Origin of the sequence: Brachybacterium sp. sponge (genome assembly GCF_001613775.1) — a bacterium.
GTDB lineage: Bacteria > Actinomycetota > Actinomycetes > Actinomycetales > Dermabacteraceae > Brachybacterium > Brachybacterium conglomeratum.
The window spans coordinates 1629942-1651072 of sequence record NZ_LRMP01000001.1 but is presented as its reverse complement, the minus strand read 5'-3'; the positions used below and the strand labels follow the sequence as shown (position 1 = coordinate 1651072).

The window sequence follows — 21131 nt, the reverse complement described above, 5'->3', positions numbered from 1 at the left end:
GCCGCTCGGGAGCGGGAGCACCAGCGGCAGCCCGACCCCGGCCGTGACGCCGCGTCCGCGTCCCGGCAGCGCGGTTCACCGCCAGGTCAGCAGCACCCCGAGCCATCCCGGCGCGATCGACGGATGCCTGCGCTCGACGCGCCTCTCGAGCACGGTCACCGGGATGCCGCGGGTGGCGGCGGCCGCGGCGACGGGCACGAGGGCCTCGGCGACCACGTCGGGGGCATGGGTCCACAGATCGCACAGCGCGTACCCGTAGTCCCCGCTGCGGTCGGCGCGGAGGCTGCGATGGCGGGGCGGGGCGACCTGGACGGCTCGATCCGCCACGGCCCCCAGGCCATGGAGCACGAGGGCGAGGCGGATGCGCGAGTGCGCGGCCACGAATGTCGGGTGGAGCGTGATGCCGGGCCCGCCGAGGGCCTCGAGCTCGTTCCGCGAGACCGCGGCGCCGATCCGCAGATCACGGACCACCAGGACCTCGGCGATCTCGTCCCAGCCGAGGACCAGCCCGCCCCGCACGATCACTCCCGAGGGCGTGAGCGCCAGATCTATCGCGTCGGCCCCCCGACGGATCAGCCGGGGGACGCAGAGACGGGCCAGCGCGATGCCGGCGCACAGCGCGAGGACGGAGATCGTCGCGCCCAGGGCCTTGAGCATCACGTGCTCCCCGTCGAAGAACCACCCGCTCGGGCCGTCGAGGTACGCCGGCGCCTCCCAGCCCACGAAGCTCGCGCGCGGGAAGTGCACCCACCAGGACCACAGATCGAGGACGTAGGCCAGCACGGTGGCGCCGAGCACCGGGAGCATCGGGATCCCGAGCAGCAGGAACAGCCCGGCCCTCAGGACCACGCCCAGCTGACCTCGCGCGGAGGAGCACAGCGATCCGGCCGGCAGCGGCGGCACGAGGGTGCGGGCCCCGCGCTCCCGTCGCGCGCTCCGCTGCGCCGCCCGGCCGCGGAGCATCCGGATCCCGCGCCGGGCGAGCGACCACAGCGGCGGCAGCACCAGCATCCCGAGCAGGGCGACCAGACAGGTCGCCGACAGCGCGAGGATCACCAGCACCGGGGCGAGGGCGACCTCGAGGAGGGCGACGATCCGCTCGTACGCGAGGTCGACGGCCGGGCCGGGGTGCTCCCGGTGCGCGTGATCGATCCAGACGGCTGCGGGCACGACGACGAGCGACGGCCCGCCGAGGACCAGCAGGGCCACCGCGGCGGCGCGCCATCGCCTGCTCCTCCGGCGGGAGGGGCCGGCAGCGCCCGGGGCCTCCTGCCCGTCGGGCGCCACCTCCCCCTCGGGCGCAGCGGAGGCCGCGGCATCGAGCCGCCGTCGACGGTGCGCGGCGGGGCGCACGGGGCGGAAGCGGCCGCTCGGGGCGAGGCGTCCGATCACGAACCCGGAGTACGTGTACAGCGCGATCCACACGACGGGGAGGACGCACGGCCCGAGGAGGAGGACGGCGAGCACGAACTCTGTGGTGCCCTCCTGGTGGGCCTGGCCGATCCCCCACACGATGAGGCCGCCCAGCCCCAGCGTCAGCAGCTTCATGCCGATGATCCCGTACGCCTCGGCGGTGTAGGCGCCCGAGATCGTCGTCAGATACCTCTCCAGGAGCCGGCGCTGCCGGTTCAGGGGACGCGCGCGCGGCGCGGAGGACGAGCCGTGGGATCCGAGCACCGCCGCAGACTATCCGGTGCGGTCCGCGCGCCGACCGCGAGTCTGGGCCCTGAACACGACGATGCCCCCGACCCGGAGGTCGAGGGCATCGTGCGCACTGCGCAGGTGGGGCGGAGCGCTGCTCCGCGCCGATCAGCGCTTGGAGTACTGCGGCGCCTTGCGGGCCTTCTTGAGGCCTGCCTTCTTGCGCTCGATGATGCGCGCATCGCGACGGAGGAAGCCGGCCTTCTTGAGGGTCGGGCGGTTGTGCTCCTCGTCGATCTGGTTCAGCGCGCGGGCGACGCCGAGGCGCACGGCCCCGGCCTGGCCGGACGGGCCGCCGCCGTTGAGGCGCACGATCACGTCGAAGCGGCCCTGGAGCTCGAGGACCGTGAACGGGTCGTTGACCTCCTGCTGGTGCAGCTTGTTCGGGAAGTAGTTCTCGAGCGAGCGGCCGTTGATGGTCCACTGGCCGGAGCCGGGGACCAGGCGGACACGGGCGATCGCACGCTTGCGACGGCCGGTGCCGTAGCCGGGCGCGGTGGCCGACTGGCCGGTGCCGACGGCGGCCTCGCCGGTCGACTCGGTGGTGAAGCTCGAGGGGGCCGACTCGTCGGTCACGGCCTCGAGGGACTCGGGGGTGGTCTCAGTCACGGTTCTCCTTGGTTCTTCCGTGCGGCAGGGCGGAGTGGCGGGAGCCCCCGCTTACTGCGCCACCTGGTCGATGGTGAAGGGGACGGGCTGCTGAGCGCTGTGGGGGTGCTCGGAACCCGAGTAGATCTTGAGCTTCTTGATCTGCTGATCAGCGAGCTTGTTCTTGGGGAGCATGCCGCGGATGGCCTTCTCCACTGCCTTCTCGGGATTCTTCTCGAGGAGCTCGGAGTAGGGGACGCCGCGGAGGCCGCCCGGGTAGCCGGAATGGCGGTAGGCGAGCTTCGCCTCACGCTTGTTGCCGGTCAGCGCGACCTTGTCGGCGTTGATGATGATGACGAAGTCGCCCGCATCCACATGGGGTGCGAAGACCGGCTTGTGCTTCCCCCGCAGGAGCTGGGCAGCCTGGGAAGCGAGCCGGCCGAGGACGACATCCGTTGCGTCGATGACGTACCAGGAACGCTCGACATCGCCGGGCTTCGGGGTGAACGTACGCACTCGTGCCTTCTTCTCTCGTGGTGGTGCCAGGTCGGCAGGACGCCGTCCGGGCACGGTTCGAATGGACCGTGGGCACGCTTCCTTCGGGTAAAAGCATGGCCCCTGTGGCTGTACCCGGCCCGCTCCGCTGACCATGCGACGGCGGGCCTGGATGTGGGTGAGATCCCGATCGCGCCGCACCGTGAGAGAACGGCAGCGGAGTCGGGCACACATCGAGGCACAACGACCGCTCATCCTACGGGCCGCCTGGAGGGAGCGTCAACGCAGGACGGGGCCGGGGAGTGTGATCTCCGACCGGTCTCGCGGCGGTCCGACAGCACCCGTCTGAGAGCGCTCGCTCCCTGCCGCTCACGCCCGAGCGCTCACTCCGCGACGGCGACGTCCTCGACCGGCAGCGGCGCGCGGAGGGTGCGCGTGCGGGCGGCCCAGGCGGCGAGCTCCTCGTCGGGCGGATAGGCGACGTGGTCGAGGGTCAGGCCCTGCGGCGGGCAGAGCGGGGCGGCGCCGGCCCCGTCCCGGGTCGAGGACTCGCGGGTGCGGGCGGCGAGGACCTCGGCGGGCCAGCTCTCGGGGCGCCGTCCCTCCCCCACGCCGAGCAGCGCGCCGACGAGGGAGCGGACCATGTGGTGGCAGAAGGCGTCGGCGACGACGGTCGCGACGATCAGGCCCTCGTCGGCCCGCCCCTCTCCGGGCCGGTCCCAGCGCAGCTCCCGCAGCTCGCGCACCGTGGTCGCGCCCTCGCGCGGGCGGCAGTAGGAGAGGAAGTCGTGCTCGCCCAGCAGCGGCTCGCTCGCCCGCGCCATCGCCTGCACGTCCAGCGGCCGACGGTGGCGCAGCACGTCCCGTCGCAGCGGGTCGTGGGCGGCGGGGCCGTCGGAGATCCGGTAGCGGTAGCGGCGCCACAGCGCCCCGAAGCGGGCGTCGAACTCGGAGGTGACCTCGCGGGCGACGTGGACGACGACGTCATCCGGCAGCACCCCGGCCAGGCGTGTGACGAGCGCCTCGGCGGGGCTGCGGTCGGAGCGACCGGGGATCGTGGCGAGCACGTCGCGAGGCAGGTCGAGGTGGCAGACCTGGCCGCGGGCATGGACGCCGGCGTCGGTGCGGCCGGCGACGGTGACCCGCGCGGGCACGCGCGCGATGCGGGAGAGGGCGGCCTCGAGCTCGCCCTGGACGGTGCGCTGACCGGGCTGGGCGGCCCAGCCGTGGAAGTCGGTGCCGTCGTAGGAGAGGTCCAGGCGCAGCCGTGCGGTGGCGGGGGCGGGATCCGGGATCTCAGCGGGCATGCGCTCGATCGTAACGGCGGCCCCGATCCTCCGCAGTGCGGGCACCTCATCGGGATCGCCACGGTGCTGGTTACGCTGGCCCGCGTGAAGATCCTCGTCATCGGCTCCGGAGGCCGCGAGCATGCGATCATCCGTCGCCTCGCCGCCGACCGCCCCGCCCCCGAGCTGCACGCCGCCCCCGGCAATCCCGGGATCGCGCAGCTCGCGACCTGCCACGACGTCGCCGTCGCGGACCTCGCCGGCCAGGTGCTCCTGGCCGACGAGCTGCGGCCCGACCTGGTGGTGATCGGCCCGGAAGCACCGCTCGTCGCGGGCGCCGCGGACCGTCTGCGCGAGGCCGGGCACACCGTCTTCGGCCCCTCCGCCGAGGCCGCGAACCTCGAGGGCTCCAAGTCCTGGGCGAAGGAGATCATGGCCGCCGCGGGCGTGCCGACCGCCGCCTCCGTCACGGTCACCGCGCCCGAGCAGCTCGGCGCGGGCCTGGACCGCGTGAACCCTCTGGGCGACGTGCCCTTCGTGGTCAAGGCCGACGGGCTCGCCGCCGGCAAGGGCGTCGTGGTCACCCCCGCCCGGGACGTCGCCGTGGCGCATGCCGAGGCCGTGCTCGCCTCGGGCGGCCAGGTCGTGCTCGAGGAGTACCTCGACGGCCCCGAGGTGTCGCTGTTCTGCGTGAGCGACGGCACGCGGGTCCTGCCGCTGGCCCCCGCGCAGGACTTCAAGCGCGCGCTCGACGGCGACGAGGGCCCCAACACCGGCGGCATGGGCGCCTACTCGCCGCTTCCCTGGGCCCCCGAGAGCCTGGCCCGGGAGGTCGTGACCGCCGTCGCCCAGCCCACGATCGACGAGCTCGCCGCCCGCGGCATCCCCTTCTCCGGGATCCTGTACTGCGGCCTCGCCCTCACCTCCCGCGGCCTGCGCGTGGTGGAGTTCAACGCCCGCTTCGGCGATCCCGAGACCCAGGTGGTCCTCGAGCGCCTCGCCTCCCCCTTCGCGCCGCTGCTGCTGGCCGCCGCGCAGGGCGACCTCTCCGCCGTCGACGCCCCCGAGTGGGTCGAGGGCGCCGCGGTGACGGTCGTGGTGGCCTCGGCCGGCTATCCCGTCTCCGCGCAGATCGGCGATCCGATCAGCGGGATCGAGGAGGCCGAGCGCCTCGGCGCGCACGTGATCCACGCGGGCACGGCGCTGGACGCCGACGGGGTGCTGGTCAGCGCCGGCGGCCGGGTCCTGACGGTGGTCGGCGCCGGCGCGGACCTCACGGCCGCCCGTGAGCTCGCCCTCGCCGGCGCTCGCGCGATCGAGCTCGAGGGCTCCCACCACCGCGGCGACATCGCCCGTGCCGCCGCCGAGGGGAGCGTGAGCGCATGAGCGCCTCCCCCTCCTCCGACGCGCCGCTGATCGAGGCCCCGGACCTGCCGGGCTGGGACCACGTCGTCTCCGGCAAGGTGCGTGAGCTGTACGTCCCCGCCGGCGCGGATCCCGCGACCGCCGAGGAGGTGCTGGTCCTCGCGACCGACCGCATCAGCGCCTACGACCACTCCCTCCAGCCGGGGATCCCGGACAAGGGCCGCCTGCTCACCGGGATCAGCCTGTTCTGGTTCGAGCAGCTCGCGGACCTCGTCCCCCACCACGTGCTCTCCGCCTCCGACGTGCCGGAGCAGGTGGCCGGGCGGGCGCTGCGCTGCCGCGGCCTGGACATGGTGCCGCTGGAGTGCATCGCCCGCGGCTACCTGACGGGCTCGGGCCTGGCCGACTACCGGGCCGGCGGCTCGGTGGGCGGGCACGTGCTGCCGTCCGGGCTGGTGGAGGCCTCGCGCCTGGACCCGGCGCTGTTCACCCCGTCGACGAAGGCAGAGGCCGGGGCGCACGACGAGAACATCACCGTCGCCCAGGCCCGGGACCTGCTCGGGGCGGAGCTGACCGAGCAGCTCGAGCGGATGACCCTCGCGGTCTACGAGCGCGCGCGCACCCTCGCCGGGGAGCGCGGGATCGTGCTGGCGGACACGAAGCTCGAGTTCGGCCGCTCCCGCACCGACGGCACGCTGGTGCTCGGCGACGAGGTGCTCACCCCCGACTCCTCCCGCTTCTGGTCCGCGGACACCTACCAGGAGGGCCGCGTCCAGCCGAGCCTGGACAAGCAGTTCGTGCGCGACTGGCTCACCTCCCCCGCCTCCGGCTGGTCGAAGGGCTCGAACACACCGCCGCCCGAGCTGCCCGCCGAGGTGGTCGCCCAGACCCGTGCCCGCTACATCGAGGCCTACGAGCGCCTGACCGGCACGAGCTTCTGAGGCGCCCGGCGACCGGCGGGGCGGGCGTCGCCTCCACGTGGACGCCGGTGCGCGGGGCCCCCGCCGCGCTGCGCCGCTGAGGCGCGGGCCCCGACGAGACTGTCAGGGGCGTCCACCCGGCTCCTCGCTCAGCCGGCGAGGACCAGCACCGCGGCGACCGCGAGCACGACCCCGACCACCAGCGCGCCGTCGGCCCGGGTGAGCGCGGCGGTCCGCCACTGCGTGCGCTCCCCCGTGCCCAGTCCCCGGCTCTCGAGCGCGAAGGCGATCCTCGTCGAGGAGCGGATCGCGTCGACGAGCAGCGCGAAGGCGCATCGCGCCATCGCCCGCGGCCCGAGCCGGGCGGGGGTGCCGTCGGCCGACGGGGGCCGACGCAGCCGGTGGGCGCGGGTGATCGTCGCCCAGCGCCTCGGCAGGTCCTCGAGGAGGCGCTGGCCGGCCAGGAGCGCGAGCGCGATACGGGCCGGCAGGCGGGCGTGGGTGCGCAGGCTGGTCACGGTGCGGCCGGGGTCGCTCGCGCGCACGACGGCGACCGCGCCGAGCCCGATCACCAGCGCCCGCAGCGCGAGCGCGGCACCGAGCACGATCCCCTCGCTGGTCACGCGCACGGGCAGGTCGGGCCACGGCTCGTGGCCGGGTCGGCTGAGCACGTTGACCATGAACACCCCGGCCGCGAACAGCACGAACGGGGCCTGCGCGCGGGCCAGGGCGAGCGGGCCGAGGCGGAGCCCGAGCATCGTCCCCGCGGCCAGCAGCGCGCAGAGCACCAGCAGCGGCGCGGGGTCGGTGAGCGTGATGCAGACGATGCTGAGCGTCGTGAGCAGGCCGAGCAGCACGGTCGGATCGCGCCTCGCGAGCGGGGCCCGCGGCCGGGCGGGCGGGTCCAGCGCCGTCCGCGGCGGCGGGCCGTCGGCGGGCGCGGAGCTCGACCGCTCGGAGCGCGGGGTTCCTGTCCCCTGTGTGAGCGAGCCGTCGGTGCGCGCAGGGGCCGATGAGACTGCCCGCTCGGCCTCTGTGTCCTCGCGGAGGTGCGGCCCCGGCCGGCCCGCGACCCGCAGCCCGGCCCGGCGCAGCAGCGCGTCATCGGCCAGCAGCGCGGTCGGGGCGAGGGGGCCGACGAGCCGTCCGTCGGCGATCACCACCACCTCGTCCGCGGCCTCGAGACTGCGCAGGTCATGGGTGGTCATGACCACGCCGCGTCCCGCATCGGCCGCCTCCCGCAGGAGGGCAAGAACGGCCTCGTGCGCGGCGCGGTCCAGGCCGTAGCCGGGCTCGTCGGCCAGGAGCACCGGGCGGTCGGCGAGCAGCATCGCGCCGAGGGAGAGGCGGCGCTGCTGCCCGCCGGAGAGGCGGTAGGGGCTCTGCGCCGCGTGGTCGGCGAGGTCGAGGCGCTCGAGCATCGCGCGCCGCACGTCCGGCGGGGCGCCGCTCGCGGCGAGCTCGTCCTCGACCGTGTCGGCGACGAACTGGGACTCGGGACGCTGCAGCACGAGGCCCGCCGCCGCGCCCTCGAGCGCCCCGGCCCGCAGGGGGTCCAGCCGGGAGAGGGCGCCGAGCAGCGTGGACTTCCCGGCGCCGTTGCGGCCGACGACCGCGAGCAGCCGCCCGGCGCGGATCTCGAGGTCCGCGCCGGCGAGCACGGCATCCTCGCCCTCACCGGACGGATCGGGCGGGCCGAGCGTCGCGTCACGGAGATGCATCAGCACCTCCGAGCGAGGCGTCGCGGACGCCGAGGGCACGGAGACGGTCCCGACGGGCTCGGGGGCGCCGATCCGCTCCTCGATCTCGCGCGGCAGCCAGCACCCCTGCTCCCGCAGGGCGGGTCCGTGGGCGGTGAGCACCTCCCGCGTCGGCCCGTCGGCGAGCACCCGGCCGGAGCGGTCCAGCGCCACGGTCCGCGCGGGGAGCCCGTCCAGGCCCTGCTCCCCCGCCCAGTCGTCCAGGCGGTGCTCGACCAGCAGCAGCGCGCAGCCGGTCTGATCCGTCGCGGCGTCGACGGCGCTCCGCACCGCGGCCACGCCCTCGGCGTCGAGCATGGCGGTGGGCTCGTCGAGCAGGAGCAGCCGGGGCCGCGCGGCGATCGCGGCGGCGAGCGAGGCCCGCTGCAGCTGTCCGCCGGAGAGGGTCGCGGCGGAGCGATGCGCGAGCTCGCCCACCCCCATCGCGCTGAGCACCTCGTGGACCCGCGGCCCGATCCGCTCCGGGGGCGTGCAGGCGCTCTCGAGCGGGAGGGCGACGTCGTCGGCGATCAGCGGGAGGCAGACCCCGTCGACCGGGTCCTGGCCGAGATGCCCGAGCACGGGTGCGGTCGCGAGGACCCCGCCCGACACCGGGTCGATCACGCCCGCACCCTCGGCGGGGCCATCGGCCGGACCGTCGGCCATGCCGTCGACCGGGCCTCCGGGCGTGCCGTCGGCCGGTCCGTCGGCCGTGTCGGCGCGGAGGCGCACCGAGCCGGTGACCCGTCCGCGCTGATGGGACGGGATCGCCCCGGCGAGCACCCGCAGCAGGGTCGACTTGCCCGAGCCGGACGGTCCCAGCAGCAGCACCTGCTCGCCCGCACGGATCTCCCCGCTCCAGGGGCCGACGCCGTCCCCCGAGGGCAGCACCGCCTCGAGCCCCTCGGCCATCACCACCCGGGGGTCGCCGGCGGGAGCCGCCCAGGGGCCGCCCGAGGGAGCCGGTGGCCGGGCCGGGACCGGTTCCTGCTCCGGGGCCTGCAGAGGCTCGGCGCTCTGCCCCTGCACCGGGGCCGGGGCCGCGTCCGCGGCGTGCGCCTCAGCGGACACGGCGTTCGGGGATCCGTGCCGCGTCCGCGGCGCCGATCGCGAAGTCGGCGAGCACGCCGGTGCGCTCGAGGGCCCGGACGATCACGCGGGCCAGCAGGCCGCCGAGCACGATCCCGGACAGCACCTGCACGCCGAGCCGGAGCGCGAGCAGGTCCTGGCCGTACCAGCCCATCCGGTACGCGGTCCAGAAGAACACCAGGCCCGCGCCGAGCGCGCCGGATGCGGCGAACACGCCCCAGCCGAAGCGGCGGTATCGGGTCAGGGCGAAGGGCAGCTCGGAGCCGATCCCCTGCAGCGCCGCGGAGAGCAGCAGCAGGGGGCCGACGGGGCTGCCGAGGAAGACCACCTCGATGACCGCGGCGAGCATCTCGGCGAGGATCCCCACGCCCGGTCGGCGCAGGATCGCGATCGCGACCGGCGCCACCAGCAGCCAGGAGCCGAACACGAGGTGCTGGGCGAGGTCCCCGGCCGGGCCCATCGCGATCGCCAGGCCGTTCCAGGCCTGCACGAACACCCAGTACAGGAACCCGAACACGACGCCGAGCACCACCACGAGCACGAGCTCGCGCAGGCTCAGCGGGGTGCGGCGACGGGACGTGCCGGCAGGGGCGGCGTCAGGGGCGAGGCGGGGGGCGGTCATCGGGCCTCCCCCGCGTTCTCGTCCTGCGCCGGGGCGAGCTCCCGCACCTCGTGCGAGGGGCTGTTCAGCGAGAGGGTGAGGTGGCTGGTGACGTGCTGGACGCCGCGGCCGACGAGCAGCCAGCCGGCGAGCGCGGTCGCGATCACGTCGCCGGCGTCGCCCTCGAGCCGGGTGACGAAGTGCTCGGAGCCGCGGAAGGTGCCGAGGTCCTTCGCATGGTCGATCGCGGCGTAGATGTCGCGCATGTGATCGGGGGCGGTGCCGTCGACGGCGACCTCGTCGGCCAGCGGATAGAGCGCCCAGTCGGCGCTCGCGAAGCGTCCGGTGCTCCGCGGCTGCGGCACCTCGGTCGCGCGGGGGCCCGCGCCGCCGGGCAGCTCGCAGGCCACCTCGCCGGGGCAGCCGCGCGAGAGCAGCACGGTGAGCGTCGCGTGGTGGCCGGTGCGGGCGAGCGCCTCGGCCAGGTCGATCAGGGCGCGCTGGAGGTGGGTCTCGTGGCCGCCGAGATAGGTCGAGACGTCCCCGGTCTCGTGCACGAGGCCGGTGAGGTCCAGCCGGGAGAGCGCATCGGTGAGGATCCGGGCGTAGTCCTCGCTCATCACGGCGGCGGTGACTCGGGCCCCGACCCCGAAGCCGAGCGGGGTCGCGGTCGGGTCGCCGGAGGGGGCGGGCGCGGTGGGGGCGGTGGGCGATGAGGTCACGGTCCATGCCTTTCGTACGGGCACGGGCGCGCGGCGACGATCGCTCGGCGGAGCTCCCTGCGCCGGCATGATCCGGATCAGGTTCTACGGTCGGAGTTCGAGTACTCCCTCTCAGCCCGGCCTGCCGGACTCCCGTGCACGCCCCGCACCCTATCTGTCCCGTCCGGCGCACGCGCCTCGTGTCCGGCGCTGCTGTCAGCGGGTCGTCGGCGGATCCTCGACGAGGGGGACGAAGAGATACGCGCCGTGCTCGCTCGCGGCGACGTCCTCCCCGTGACGCTCCAGGCGCAGCATCCGCTCGTTCACGGGGATCACCATCACGCCGTCGTCCGCGAGCTGCGCGACGAGGCTCTCCGGCACGGCGTCGGCCTGCGCGGAGACGAGGATCCGGTCGTACGGCGCGTCCTGCGGCGCGCCGAGCACGCCGGGCTGCGCGAGACGGATCTCGGCCTCCGCGGTCCCCGCGTCCGCTGTCCCGGCGAGCGCGGCCCGGGCCGCGCCGATCAGCTCGGCGCGCCGCTCGACGCCGATCACCCTCCCGCCCGGCCCGCACAGCCGGGCGAGCAGCGCCGTCGTCCATCCCGATCCCGCGCCGAGGTCGAGCACTCGCTGCCCCGGTCGCACGTCGAGGAGGGTGAGCATGTTCCGCACCGTCGTGGGCTGGGAGTTCGTCTGGCCGTGGCCGATCGGCAGGGGCCGATCCTCGCCGGCGAGCCGCCGCAGCTCCTCGGGGAGGAACCGTCGCCGGTCGGTCTCCGTGAGCGCCTCCTCGAGGCGGCGCTCGCTCTCGGCCCGGTGCGACATGGCGCCGTCAGCTCCGGGCGACCTCGACGACGCCGTCCTCCGGCCAGTCCCGCACCTCGGTGCCCTCGGGGGCGAGGTTCGTGGCCTGGCGCAGGTAGATCGGTCGTCCGAGGTCGCTCGCGACCGCGTCGTGGACGGGCAGGGCGAGTCGCGGGCCGACGGCGCGGAGGAACTCGATGGTCTCGGACATCTTCGACCAGGGCGCCGTGACGGCGAAGGCGAGGACGTCGATGCCGTGGAACTCGGGGACCGGCTCGAGGGAGTCCCCGGTGATGCCGAGCCGCGGCCCGTCCCCGGCGGACAGGACGATCCCGCAGTTCCCGATCCGCGGGATGTCGGGGTGGATGATCGCATGGCGTCCGCCGACGGCCTCGAGCCGCAGCGACGGGTGGTCGCCGACGGGCGTGAAGCGGTGCGCCTCCCCGGCCGCGAGCGCGATCACCCGCTCCTGCGCGACGAGGGGCCCGCCGCTCCCCTCGCCGACGCCGCCGTCGGAGGCATCGGCGGCGGTGAGCATCCGGGCGGTCTCCGGCTCGGCGATCACCTCGGCGTCGGACGCGGCGGCGAGCACCTCGCCCAGCAGCGCGGGGTCGACGTGGTCGGGATGCTGATGGGTGATCACCACGGCGTCGAGGCTCGCGAGCTCCTCGGCGCCCAGGCCCCGCACCGCGTCGGCGCTGAAGCCGCCCGGATCCACGAGCAGGCGTCGCCCGGCGGTCTCCACGAGCAGGCAGGAATGGACGAGGTGGCGGATCTTCATCGGGTCCTCCCGGGAATCGAGGTCGCGTGCCTCGAACCTAGTCCCCGTCGGCCGGGACGTGCCAGGGCGTCGGGCCGTCCGCTCGTGAGGGCACCGCCGTGGGCGCCCCGTCGGCGCCCCCGCGTTCCTCGGTACGATGGGGCCCTCGGGCCGTGCCCGAGCACCAGCCCCCGGCACGCCGCCGCGCGCGCCACACGTCCCCTCAGGAGTGCCCCCATGCCACGTGTCGTGGTCCACGTCATGCCGAAGCCGGAGATCCTCGACCCGCAGGGCAAGGCGGTCGCCGCCGCGCTGCCCCGTCTGGGCTTCGAGGGCATCGCCTCGGTGCGCCAGGGCAAGCGGTTCGAGCTCGAGGTCGAGGGCGAGATCACCGACGAGGTGCTCGCCTCCCTGCGCGAGGCCGCCGAGACCCTGCTGTCCAACCCGGTGATCGAGGACGTCGTCTCGATCGACGTGGAGGACCCCTCCGCGAAGGGCGCGGCCTGATGCGCATCGGTGTGGTGACCTTCCCCGGCACGCTCGACGACCGCGACGCGCTGCGCGCCGTGCGGCTCGGCGGCGCCGAGCCGGTCGCGCTGTGGCACGGCGACGACTCGCTGCACGAGGTCGACGCGGTCGTGCTGCCCGGCGGCTTCTCCTACGGCGACTACCTGCGCGCCGGGGCGATCAGCCGCTTCGCCCCCGTGATGGACAAGGTGGTCGACGCCGCGAACGGCGGCATGCCCGTCCTCGGCATCTGCAACGGCTTCCAGATCCTCTGCGAGACGCATCTGCTGCCCGGCGCGATGATCAAGAACGCGCACCGCGCGTTCATCTGCCGCGACCAGCCGCTGGCCGTCGAGAACAACCGCACCGCCTGGACTTCCGGCTACGAGGCCGGCCAGGTCATCCGGGTGCCGCTGAAGAACCAGGACGGCCAGTACGTGGCCGACGAGCGCATCCTGGCCGAGCTCGAGGACGAGGGCCGTGTGGTCTTCCGCTACGCCGCCGGCGCCACCCACGGCCCGGCCGGCTTCGAGCAGAACCCCAACGGCTCGCGCCACGACATCGCGGGCGTCACCAACGCCGCGGGCAACGTCGTGGGCCTCATGCCGCACCCCGAGCACGCAGTCGAGCCCGGCTTCGGGCCCGACGAGCCCGGCGCGGGCACCCGCACCGGCACCGACGGACTGACCATGTTCAGCTCGGTGCTGCGCAGCATGGTGGCCTGAGCGGCGACATCGCCTCGCCGGCCCAGGCCGGTGAACGACACGTGAAGGGCGGGACCTCGCGGTCCCGCCCTTCTCGTCATCCCCGGCGGACTGCGCTGCGACGCTCGGCGAGCCGGCGCCGAGGCCCCGTCACCGCAGCCTCCCCTCCCGGACCAGCCTGCGCCGTCAGGCCCTGACCGCGCTCAGCACCGTGAAGCGGCGGTCGCGGGCGCGCTGGCGGACCGCACCGACGCGGGCCTCGAGCTCCGGCCGATAGCGCAGATGGGAGTTGTGCACGAACCACAGCTGCCCGCCGGGACGCAGCACGCGGGCCGCGGCGTCGAGGAGGCCCTGGACGAGCGTCGCGTCGACCACGGTGCCGTCGTGGAAGGGCGGGTTCAGCAGCACCAGGTCGGCGCCGGCTTCCTCGCACCGGGAGAGCGAGACGTCCCAGGTCACCTCCACCCCTTCGCGGTCCAGTCCGGAGGCGGCGAGGGTCACACGGGTCGCGGCGACCGCGTCGGCGTCGTCGTCGCTGCCGAGCACCCGCGCCTCCGGCAGCGCGGCGGCGAGATAGGCGGTGAGCAGGCCGTTGCCGCAGCCGAGGTCCACGGCGAGAGGCCGGTCGCCGGCGTCCCCGTCCGTGCGGGCAATCCCGTTCTCCCCGGCTCCGTCCTCCGCGGCGGCGACGGACCGCTTGCCTCCCGTCCCGAGCTCCCCGCCGACGACCGCTCGATCGAGCGCCTCGAGCAGCAGGAGGGAGCCGGCGTCGGCCCGGGCCCCGCCGAACACGCCGCCGAGGCCCCGCAGCGCGAGCGCCTGCTCCTGACCGCGCACCGCGACGCGCGCTTCACCGGTCGCGGGCTGCGCGGCGTCGACGTCGGCGCGCGGGCCGGAGGCGACGAGGGCGCGGGACTTGCCCAGTCCGCGCGAGCCGCGCACCTCGGAGAACACGGCGGCGAGGGTGTCGTTCTGGGAATGGGTCATGTGCTTGACGCGGCCGCCGGCGACGAGGGTGAGGTCGTCCCGTCCGCTGCGCGCCGCGATGACCGCGAGGCGTCGGGCGAGGTCCTCGAGCGCCGCGAGGGACTTCGGCAGACGGGCCAGCGCGAGATGCGCCTCGGCCCAGGCCGCGAACTCCTCGAGCGGGGCGGGCTCCGCATCCGTCGGCAGCACGAGGCGCCCGGCCTCGAGCGGACCGGGCAGAAGCGCGGCGAGCGCGTCCGTCTCCGCGCGGGAGCTGGTCCAGGACAGGACCCGCGCGCCGGGGTGGTCGGCGACGAGCGCGAGCGCCTCGGCGGTCAGCACACCGGTCGTATCCCCGATCACGAGCATGTCGCAGGGGCAGCCGATCTCGCCATGCTCCTGGGCGGCGCGCAGGATCACCCGCTCGGTCTGGTCAGGGGCGGGGAGCTCGGCGGTCGGCTCGGGCTGGGCAGCGGTGCTGTTCATGAGGTCTCTCGTGCAGTGGGATGAAGGACAGGGACGTCGGGTGCACGGCGGGCCGTGCGGCGTTCCTCGGAGGCGCGGGCGCGGCCCATGCGTCGAGCTCAGGCGGGCATGCCTCGCCGTCCGCGCGAGCGCAGGCGCCCGCCGGGCAGCCTCGGGGCGGGCAGCGCGGCGGGGGTGTGCGGGGCGAAGGGGCCGAACTGCTCGTCGTCCTCGGCGAGTCCCCCGCGCTCACGGGCGCTCTGCGCGATCGGGGCGTCCTCGAGCGCGAGCTCGACGCCGATCTCGGCCTGGTAGCGGGCGCGGAACGCCTCGATCTCCTCGTGGGAGCGGCCCACGAAGTTCCACCACATGATGATGTCCTCGCCCAGGGGCTCCCCGGACAGCAGCATCAGGCGGAGGTCCTCGTCGCCGGTCGCCTCGATCTCGAGGTGGTCGACGTCGTCGGGAAGGACCATCAGCTCGCGCGGCGCGACATCGGCGCCCAGCGACCCGGCCGACGGGTCGTCGCCCGTCCCGTCCGTCGCAGGTCCCGTCCCGCGGGCCGTCGTGAGCCGCGCGGCGCCGCGGTCCACGAGCAGTCCGTGCTCGTGACCGGGGTCGAGGTCGAGCCGCAGCGTGCTCCCGGCGCGCAGCTCGAGCTGGGCCATGCCGAGATCCGTGTCGGTGACGACGGGGCTCGCGTCCTCGAGCAGGTCCCCGTCGCCGTCCACGCCGTGCAGCGTGCCGAGGCCCACGCGGGCGCGGGCGGTGCCGGTCGCGACCTCCGTCGGGGTGTGGACGAGGAACTCCTGCTCCCGGAAGCGGGTGCGGTCCGGCAGGGCGTACCAGAGCTGGACGCCGTGCAGCACGGTGGTGTCGTTCGCGGAGAACTCCGAGTGGGTGATGCCGGAGCCGGCGACCATGAGGTCCACGTCGCCGGGCCGCACCAGGGCGTGGCTGCCGATCGAGTCGCGGTGCGTGATCGCCCCGTCGAACAGCCAGGACACGGTCGCGAGCCCGGTGTGCGGGTGGCGGGCCACGCGCATCCCGTCGGTCGCGGAGACGTCGTCGGGGCCGAAGTGGTCCATGAAGCACCAGGCGCCGATGAGGGAGGTGCGCCGGGCGGGCAGCGTGCGGTGCACGGTCATGCCGCGCGGTCCGCCGAGCGGGACCTCACGCGGCTCCAGCAGCACGAAGTCCTCGAAGGTGGTCATGGTCCGAGTCTAGGCGGCGGTCCGGTCCGTGCAGCCGGTCCCGTCCCCGCCGTCGACCGCCCCCCTACTCTGTGTCCATGTCGCTGCCGACCTCGCCCGCCGTCCGCCTGCTCGAGTCCGCGATCGACGCCGGCACCGTGCCCGGCGGGATCATCTCCCACGGGCGGGATCCCGAGCCCATCGCCCGCGGGCGGCTCTCCCCGCGCGGACCGGGCGACTCCGACGCCCCGGCGTTCCCGGCCGACGCGATCGTGCGCATCCAGTCGATGACCAAGGCGATCCAGGCCGTCGCGGCGCTGCGCCTGATCGAACGGGGCGTGCTCGCGCTCGACTCCCCGGCCGCTCCCTGGCTCCCCGAGCTCGCCGCCCCGCGCGTGCTCCCCCGCCCCGACGCCGACCTCGACGAGGCCGTCCCCTCCCCCACCGCGATCACGCTCCGTCACCTGCTGACCTGCACCTCCGGGCTCGGGATCGCGACCGCGGAGGGTCCGCTGCAACGGGCGATGGCGGAGTCCGGACTCGAGGCGGGCTCGGCGCCGTGGTCGCTCGGGGCCGACGAGTGGCTCGCGGCGCTTGGTGCGCTGCCGCTGGTGGGCGGGCCGGGTCGGGTGTGGCGGTATCACCACTCCTTCTCGGTGCTGGGGATCCTGCTCTCCCGGGCGACCGGCAGGTCCCTCGAGGAGCATCTGCGCGCGGACCTGTTCGAGCCGCTCGGGATGGTCGATACCGGGTCCTTCGTGCCCCTCTCGCAGCGGCACCGTCTGCCGCCGGCCTTCTCGGTCGAGGACGGGCAGCTGGCGGAGGCGGAGCCGGCCGGGGGCGGGCCGCTGGTCGGCGAGCCGTCGCTCGACGTCTCCCACGGCGAGCTCGTCTCGACCGCGGCGGACTACCTGCGATTCCTGCGCGCGCTGCGGGACGGGGAGCTGCTCTCCCCGGAGCACCTCGCGATGATGACGACCGATCAGGTGCCCGCCGAGGTCAAGCGGCCCGACTCGTTCTATCCCGGCTTCTGGGACGGGACGGGCTGGGGCTTCGGGGTCAGCGTCGTCACCGGAGGGGAGCATCGCGGCCGCTGGGGCTGGTCCGGCGGGTACGGCACGGACTTCTTCGTCGACGCCGACGGGACGATCGGGCTGCTGCTCGCGCAGGTCGAGATCGGCGAGCACCTCATGCCGCTGCTCGAGGCGTTCCAGGAGCTGCCGACGCCGCCGAGCTGAGTCGGCCGCGGGCCCGCGGGACCGTCGGCCCGGCTCCGCCCCGCCGGGGCCTATCGTCCCGGCCCCTAGTCGGCGCGAGCGATCCCGGGCGCTTCCGGCAGCTCAGCCCTCCCGCGCCTCCAGCTCGGCGATCAGCCGCGCCGGGGCGACGGTGCGGTAGGACTCCTCGATCAGCTCGGCGAGCTCGACGAGGTCGGTCGCCTCGTCCAGGTCGATGCCGAGCCAGCCCGACGGGCCGAGATAGGCGGGCACGTAGCTGCGGGGCTCCTCGGCGAGCGCGGCCCGTTCCCGGGGCGGGAGATGCAGCATCACGGACTGCTCATGAGGAACCCATTCCCCGTCGACCTTGAGGGATCCGCCGTAGTAGCAGTGCACCTTCACGGTGTGGAAGGCGGGCCGGCCGTGGCTGATCTTCTCCTTCGCCCCGGGCAGGGCGAGGGCGATCTCCCGGACGCGCTCGAGCCACGGATCGCCGTCGTCGAACATCTGCGGATGCGCCATGGAGAGATCCTCCGCCCTGCTGAGTCCCGAGGGAAGGGATTCCGGAAGCGGCCTCTGTCGCACCGGGGAGCATGGTGGGATGAGTGCATGGACACCGCCCCCTTCGTCGTCCTCCTGCTCGTGGCGCTGATCGATCTGGTCCTCGCGGCCTGGTTCATCGGCCAGGGCCTGCGTGCCGGGGCGAACTCCGCCGAGGGCCGGCCCCGACTGCTGGTGGGGAGCATGCTGATCCCGGGGGCGCTCCTCATCGTCGTCCTCGCGTTCGTCCTGTTCGGGCCGATGGGCTGACGGTCGCGCGGGCACGGCAGCCGCGCCCGACAGGATCGCCGGAGAGCCGGCGGACGTTCGCAGGATCGAGGCGTCGAGGCGTCGAGGCGTCGAGGCGTCGAGGCGTCGAGGCGTCGAGCGAGGGTCACGTCCCTCCTCTGCGACCCTCGGCTCGACGCGCCCCGTCCTCCGTAGGCTGGGTCCATGACTCTCCCCCTCCTGGTCGACTGCGACACCGGCATCGACGACGCGATCGCCCTGACCTATCTCGCCAGCCGCGATGACGCGGAGGTCGCCGGGATCGTCTCGACCGGCGGGAACGTCCCGGCCGCGACGGTGCATCGCAACAACCTCGCGCTCTCGGAGCTGCTGGGCCTGGACGCACCGGTCGCCCTCGGCGCGGACCGTCCGCTGGTGGAGCCGCCGATGTTCGCCGACGACACCCACGGCCCGGGCGGGCTCGGCCACGCCGTGCTGCCCGAGCCGACGCGCACGGAGGATCTCCGCTCGGGGGCGCAGCTGTGGGTGGACCTGGCGCGCGAACGGCCCGGGGAGCTGGTCGGCCTGGTCCTCGGACCGCACACGAATCTCGCGCTCGCCCTCGAGATCGAGCCGGAGCTGCCGCGACTGCTGCGCCGGCTGCACGTGATGGGCGGGGCGATCAACCATCGCGGCAACACCGGTGCGACCAGCGAGTGGAACATCGCAGTGGATCCCGAGGCGGCGCAGCGCGTGCTCGCGGCCTTCGCCTCGGCGCCGCAGCTGCCGGTGCTGGGCGCGCTGCAGGCGACCGAGCAGATCGTCTTCACCGGGGCGGAGCTCGAGCGGCTCGAGGCCCTCGCCGCCCGCTCGGCACATCCGGTCGCGCGGATCCTCGCCGACGCGGTGCGCTTCTATTTCGAGTTCCACCAGGCCGACGGCTTCGGCTGGACCGCGCACGTGCACGATCCGCTGGTCACCGCCCATGCCCTGACCGGGGAGTTCGCGAGCACCCGGCCGCTCCCCGTGGACGTCGAGCTCGCGGGGACGCTGACCCGCGGTCAGACCGTCGGCGACGAGCTGGGGCGATGGGGCCGGGGGCCGACGGTGGAGCTGCTCGACGAGGTCCTGCCCGCCGCGTTCGTCGAGCACCTGCTGGGGACGCTCGAGGCCGGGCTGGGCTGAAGGTCCCGACGGCTCGGTCTCAGGCCGCGTCCTGCTCCGGTGGCCGTGCGCGTGAGCCAGTGGGCGGCAGGACCACGAGGTAGTCCACCCGGGCCGCTCTTCTCCCTGCGGGAGGATGCGGCTGCACTGTGCCCCGTGGTCGCGACGTCGTGGGCTCCGCGTCGGGAGCGGACCCTTCGCCGAGAGGCCGCGCGTCCTCGGGACGCACCTCGGCAGCCTGCACCTCGCCGTCCTCCTCCACTGCCTCCACTGCACGGAGCTCCGGCAGCGCGAGGAGTCGGTGCACCGGGGTGAGCCCGTCTTGGTCGGGCTCCGCGGCGGCTCCCTCGTAGACGTCCGGGACCGCCGGTGTCCTTCCCGCCTTCCGCAGCGCCGTGCCGACGGGATCGAAATTCACCCCGCGCCGCCTTGCGGTCTGTCCGTAGCGGGTGGTCCATTCGACGGTGCGTCGGGTCCCGTCCTCGTCGGTGAGCACGCGGGCGGTCGCGCCCGCCGCCTCCTTCTGGTTGTCGGCGGCGCAGAGCCCGTTGCCGTTGTCGAGACTCGTCGGCCCGCCCTGCGCCCAGGGGACGATGTGGTCGATCTGCCGGATGCTCGCGTCGCAGTGCGGGGCGCGGCAGGTCTGGTGCGCGTAGCGGAGGAGGCGGCCGAGGCCGGCGGGGAACGCCCGCGCCCGGGACTCGGCGGCGACGAGCTGGCCTTCCTCCCTGTGCGCGTAGAGCATGCGCAGCGCGAGGACGACCTCGGGGTCCGGGTGCTCGAGCGCGCGGAGCATCTCCTCGCGGATGTGCTCGTACGGGACCGCGCCGAGTCCTTCCACGGTCGCGGCGTCGGCATGGCCGGGCGCGAGCAGGGAGCGGTCGGTGATGATCACGCCGATGTCGACCACGGGCAGCTCGCCTCCCTCGCCGCGGCCGAGGACCGTGTCGGCGAGCAGATCGGCCATGATCTGCTGGTGACCGCGCCGGTCGCCGTCGGCCCGCGCCCGCTCGGCGGCCACCGACAGCGTCTTGCGGATCCGCGCGGCGTCGAGGCCGGGCAGATGCGCGGTCAGCGTCGCCATGCCGTGCCGTCCACGGCGCACGGTGACGCTGCGCTCCCGGCGCGCCACGCGATGACGCGCGGCCGCGCCCTCGGGGTCCAGCGCGTGGAGGATCAGCGCGGCCTCGTCGCCCCACTCCCCCGGTCCGCAGTCCTCGAGGTCCGCGAGATGCGCGCCGAGGATCCGGTCCACCTGCTCCCGCTGCTCGGGGGTCGCCGGCCCCATCGCCCGACCCACCTGGTGCCCGGCGGCGGGCATCGCCCGCCCCTGGGCGAGAGCCCGGAGCACACAGGGCATCGAGCGGACGAGCCGCCTGCACGAGGACATGCTCTGCCCCGCGGCCGATGTGGACTTCTTCAGCGCAGCTGCAGCCTCCGCACGCGCGACCTTCTGCGCCTGCCGGGGCGTCTCCCCGCGCTCGAGGCTGTCGGCGGCGACCGCCGCCTCGAGACGGACGAGGGCACGCGCCGCGATCGCCGCCACCGCGCCGGAGAGCATCCGCAGCTCCGTCAGCAGGGCGATCGTCCGCTGCGCGTCGAGCGCCTCGAGATCGGCCGATCCCCGCTCCCCGAGCCGTGCGAGCGCCGCCTTGGCCTGGACGACGTCGATGCCGTCGACGACGAGCTCCTCGACCCCCGCGACGAGGCTCGGCGCGCCACCGGGCCGACGGGACTCCCCGTCGGACTCCGGAGGCTCCACGGCCCCACCGTGAGAATCGAATGACATGTCTGCATTTTCGCAGATCTGTTCGACGCAAGGAAGAGCTTCCCTGTTACTACTGATCAGTAGTTCGAAATTGTGGATAGCAGTGCGCTGGCGAGGAGAGGCGACGATGCTGCACGTCATTCGGGACGCTGGGATCGCCTCCCAGCCGGTCGATCTGCGAGAGAGGCAGGATCAGCGCATTTCGTACAGCACCACATCAGGAGATCACCGTCCGACTCCGCACTGGCTCGGAAATGCAACGGCAGCCGACGGAAGCGGCAAGTCCCTCGGCGTCCGCCCCACCTCTGCGCTGACCTCGCTCGCAGCCGG

Annotated in this window: 20 protein-coding genes and 1 riboswitch; of the genes, 7 read left to right on the top strand and 13 right to left on the bottom strand. The window is 74.6% G+C overall.

The window, feature by feature from the left end:
- Positions 1-75 precede the first annotated feature (75 nt).
- From A4A78_RS07280 to truA, 4 genes are all read right to left on the bottom strand, one after another.
- Positions 76-1677 carry a hypothetical protein gene (locus A4A78_RS07280; protein WP_062947636.1) on the bottom strand — a complete coding sequence of 534 codons (1602 nt, stop codon included), beginning with the start codon at positions 1675-1677 and terminating at the stop codon, positions 76-78.
- A 132-nt stretch (positions 1678-1809) separates the two neighbouring features.
- Positions 1810-2310: a 30S ribosomal protein S9 gene (gene rpsI / locus A4A78_RS07275; RefSeq protein WP_010550277.1), complete on the bottom strand. Its 501-nt coding sequence runs from the start codon at positions 2308-2310 to the stop codon at positions 1810-1812.
- Between the two features lie 51 nt (positions 2311-2361).
- Complete coding sequence (gene rplM / locus A4A78_RS07270) at positions 2362-2805, bottom strand: 50S ribosomal protein L13 (RefSeq protein WP_010550278.1); 444 nt, start codon at positions 2803-2805, stop codon at positions 2362-2364.
- Positions 2806-3167: 362 nt separating this feature from the next.
- The gene (truA, locus tag A4A78_RS07265; RefSeq protein WP_062948140.1) at positions 3168-4091 is read right to left on the bottom strand and encodes a tRNA pseudouridine(38-40) synthase TruA; all 924 of its coding nucleotides are present in this window, start codon (positions 4089-4091) and stop codon (positions 3168-3170) included.
- Between the two features lie 84 nt (positions 4092-4175).
- On the opposite strand from truA, the gene purD reads away from it, so the two are divergent.
- Both purD and A4A78_RS07255 read left to right on the top strand, forming a co-directional pair.
- Positions 4176-5456 carry a phosphoribosylamine--glycine ligase gene (purD, locus tag A4A78_RS07260; protein ID WP_062947635.1) on the top strand — a complete coding sequence of 427 codons (1281 nt, stop codon included), beginning with the start codon at positions 4176-4178 and terminating at the stop codon, positions 5454-5456.
- Positions 5453-6376 carry a phosphoribosylaminoimidazolesuccinocarboxamide synthase gene (locus tag A4A78_RS07255; RefSeq protein WP_062947634.1) on the top strand — a complete coding sequence of 308 codons (924 nt, stop codon included), beginning with the start codon at positions 5453-5455 and terminating at the stop codon, positions 6374-6376. Before purD ends, A4A78_RS07255 begins: the two co-directional genes overlap by 4 nt.
- 128 nt (positions 6377-6504) lie before the next feature.
- On the opposite strand, the gene A4A78_RS07250 is transcribed toward A4A78_RS07255, so the two are convergent.
- The 5 genes from A4A78_RS07250 to A4A78_RS07230 form a co-directional block, all read right to left on the bottom strand.
- Entirely contained in the window at positions 6505-9165 is a 2661-nt protein-coding gene (locus A4A78_RS07250) for an ATP-binding cassette domain-containing protein (protein ID WP_231880862.1), read from the bottom strand.
- Entirely contained in the window at positions 9155-9805 is a 651-nt protein-coding gene (locus A4A78_RS07245; RefSeq protein WP_062947633.1) for an ECF transporter S component, read from the bottom strand. The genes A4A78_RS07250 and A4A78_RS07245 overlap by 11 nt, the downstream gene beginning before the upstream one ends.
- Positions 9802-10506 carry a YkoF family thiamine/hydroxymethylpyrimidine-binding protein gene (locus A4A78_RS07240; protein ID WP_062947632.1) on the bottom strand — a complete coding sequence of 235 codons (705 nt, stop codon included), beginning with the start codon at positions 10504-10506 and terminating at the stop codon, positions 9802-9804. The genes A4A78_RS07245 and A4A78_RS07240 overlap by 4 nt, the downstream gene beginning before the upstream one ends.
- 37 nt (positions 10507-10543) lie before the next feature.
- A riboswitch (TPP riboswitch) is annotated at positions 10544-10652 on the bottom strand.
- A gap of 49 nt (positions 10653-10701) precedes the next feature.
- Positions 10702-11310 carry a protein-L-isoaspartate O-methyltransferase gene (locus A4A78_RS07235; RefSeq protein ID WP_062947631.1) on the bottom strand — a complete coding sequence of 203 codons (609 nt, stop codon included), beginning with the start codon at positions 11308-11310 and terminating at the stop codon, positions 10702-10704.
- 7 nt (positions 11311-11317) lie between these two features.
- Complete coding sequence (locus A4A78_RS07230) at positions 11318-12070, bottom strand: MBL fold metallo-hydrolase (RefSeq protein ID WP_062947630.1); 753 nt, start codon at positions 12068-12070, stop codon at positions 11318-11320.
- Between the two features lie 216 nt (positions 12071-12286).
- On the opposite strand from A4A78_RS07230, the gene purS reads away from it, so the two are divergent.
- Entirely contained in the window at positions 12287-12556 is a 270-nt protein-coding gene (gene purS, locus A4A78_RS07225) for a phosphoribosylformylglycinamidine synthase subunit PurS (RefSeq protein ID WP_062947629.1), read from the top strand.
- Positions 12556-13281, top strand: coding sequence for a phosphoribosylformylglycinamidine synthase subunit PurQ (purQ, locus tag A4A78_RS07220; RefSeq protein WP_062947628.1), 726 nt, complete (start codon positions 12556-12558; stop codon positions 13279-13281). The genes purS and purQ overlap by 1 nt, the downstream gene beginning before the upstream one ends.
- Positions 13282-13446: 165 nt before the next feature.
- Here purQ and A4A78_RS07215 read toward each other — a convergent pair whose 3' ends face one another.
- Entirely contained in the window at positions 13447-14712 is a 1266-nt protein-coding gene (locus tag A4A78_RS07215) for a class I SAM-dependent methyltransferase (protein WP_062947627.1), read from the bottom strand.
- Between the two features lie 98 nt (positions 14713-14810).
- Positions 14811-15905, bottom strand: a complete 1095-nt coding sequence (locus tag A4A78_RS07210) for a pirin family protein (RefSeq protein ID WP_062947626.1) — start codon at positions 15903-15905, stop codon at positions 14811-14813.
- 77 nt (positions 15906-15982) lie between these two features.
- On the opposite strand from A4A78_RS07210, the gene A4A78_RS07205 reads away from it, so the two are divergent.
- Positions 15983-17122 carry a serine hydrolase gene (locus tag A4A78_RS07205; RefSeq protein ID WP_062947625.1) on the top strand — a complete coding sequence of 380 codons (1140 nt, stop codon included), beginning with the start codon at positions 15983-15985 and terminating at the stop codon, positions 17120-17122.
- A 102-nt stretch (positions 17123-17224) separates the two neighbouring features.
- Here A4A78_RS07205 and A4A78_RS07200 read toward each other — a convergent pair whose 3' ends face one another.
- Positions 17225-17623, bottom strand: coding sequence for an MmcQ/YjbR family DNA-binding protein (locus A4A78_RS07200; RefSeq protein WP_062947624.1), 399 nt, complete (start codon positions 17621-17623; stop codon positions 17225-17227).
- Positions 17624-17710: 87 nt separating this feature from the next.
- On the opposite strand from A4A78_RS07200, the gene A4A78_RS07195 reads away from it, so the two are divergent.
- Both A4A78_RS07195 and A4A78_RS07190 read left to right on the top strand, forming a co-directional pair.
- A complete protein-coding gene (locus tag A4A78_RS07195) occupies positions 17711-17911 on the top strand; it encodes a hypothetical protein (RefSeq protein WP_062947623.1) in 201 nt (66 codons plus the stop codon).
- A gap of 183 nt (positions 17912-18094) precedes the next feature.
- A complete protein-coding gene (locus tag A4A78_RS07190) occupies positions 18095-19054 on the top strand; it encodes a nucleoside hydrolase (protein ID WP_062947622.1) in 960 nt (319 codons plus the stop codon).
- Positions 19055-19073: 19 nt separating this feature from the next.
- Here A4A78_RS07190 and A4A78_RS07185 read toward each other — a convergent pair whose 3' ends face one another.
- Positions 19074-20822: an HNH endonuclease signature motif containing protein gene (locus A4A78_RS07185; RefSeq protein ID WP_231880861.1), complete on the bottom strand. Its 1749-nt coding sequence runs from the start codon at positions 20820-20822 to the stop codon at positions 19074-19076.
- Positions 20823-21131: the final 309 nt, after the last annotated feature.

Bases quoted from the DNA above. Each gene is read 5' to 3' on its own strand.
- truA (WP_062948140.1), bottom strand. From the start codon at position 4,091: ATGCCCGCTGAGATCCCGGATCCCGCCCCCGCCACCGCACGGCTGCGC.
- A4A78_RS07255 (WP_062947634.1), top strand. From the start codon at position 5,453: ATGAGCGCCTCCCCCTCCTCCGACGCGCCGCTGATCGAGGCCCCGGAC.
- A4A78_RS07245 (WP_062947633.1), bottom strand. From the start codon at position 9,805: ATGACCGCCCCCCGCCTCGCCCCTGACGCCGCCCCTGCCGGCACGTCC.
- A4A78_RS07235 (WP_062947631.1), bottom strand. From the start codon at position 11,310: ATGTCGCACCGGGCCGAGAGCGAGCGCCGCCTCGAGGAGGCGCTCACG.
- A4A78_RS07230 (WP_062947630.1), bottom strand. From the start codon at position 12,070: ATGAAGATCCGCCACCTCGTCCATTCCTGCCTGCTCGTGGAGACCGCC.
- purS (WP_062947629.1), top strand. From the start codon at position 12,287: ATGCCACGTGTCGTGGTCCACGTCATGCCGAAGCCGGAGATCCTCGAC.
- purQ (WP_062947628.1), top strand. From the start codon at position 12,556: ATGCGCATCGGTGTGGTGACCTTCCCCGGCACGCTCGACGACCGCGAC.
- A4A78_RS07215 (WP_062947627.1), bottom strand. From the start codon at position 14,712: ATGAACAGCACCGCTGCCCAGCCCGAGCCGACCGCCGAGCTCCCCGCC.
- A4A78_RS07210 (WP_062947626.1), bottom strand. From the start codon at position 15,905: ATGACCACCTTCGAGGACTTCGTGCTGCTGGAGCCGCGTGAGGTCCCG.
- A4A78_RS07205 (WP_062947625.1), top strand. From the start codon at position 15,983: ATGTCGCTGCCGACCTCGCCCGCCGTCCGCCTGCTCGAGTCCGCGATC.
- A4A78_RS07200 (WP_062947624.1), bottom strand. From the start codon at position 17,623: ATGGCGCATCCGCAGATGTTCGACGACGGCGATCCGTGGCTCGAGCGC.
- A4A78_RS07195 (WP_062947623.1), top strand. From the start codon at position 17,711: ATGGACACCGCCCCCTTCGTCGTCCTCCTGCTCGTGGCGCTGATCGAT.
- A4A78_RS07190 (WP_062947622.1), top strand. From the start codon at position 18,095: ATGACTCTCCCCCTCCTGGTCGACTGCGACACCGGCATCGACGACGCG.
- A4A78_RS07185 (WP_231880861.1), bottom strand. From the start codon at position 20,822: ATGTCATTCGATTCTCACGGTGGGGCCGTGGAGCCTCCGGAGTCCGAC.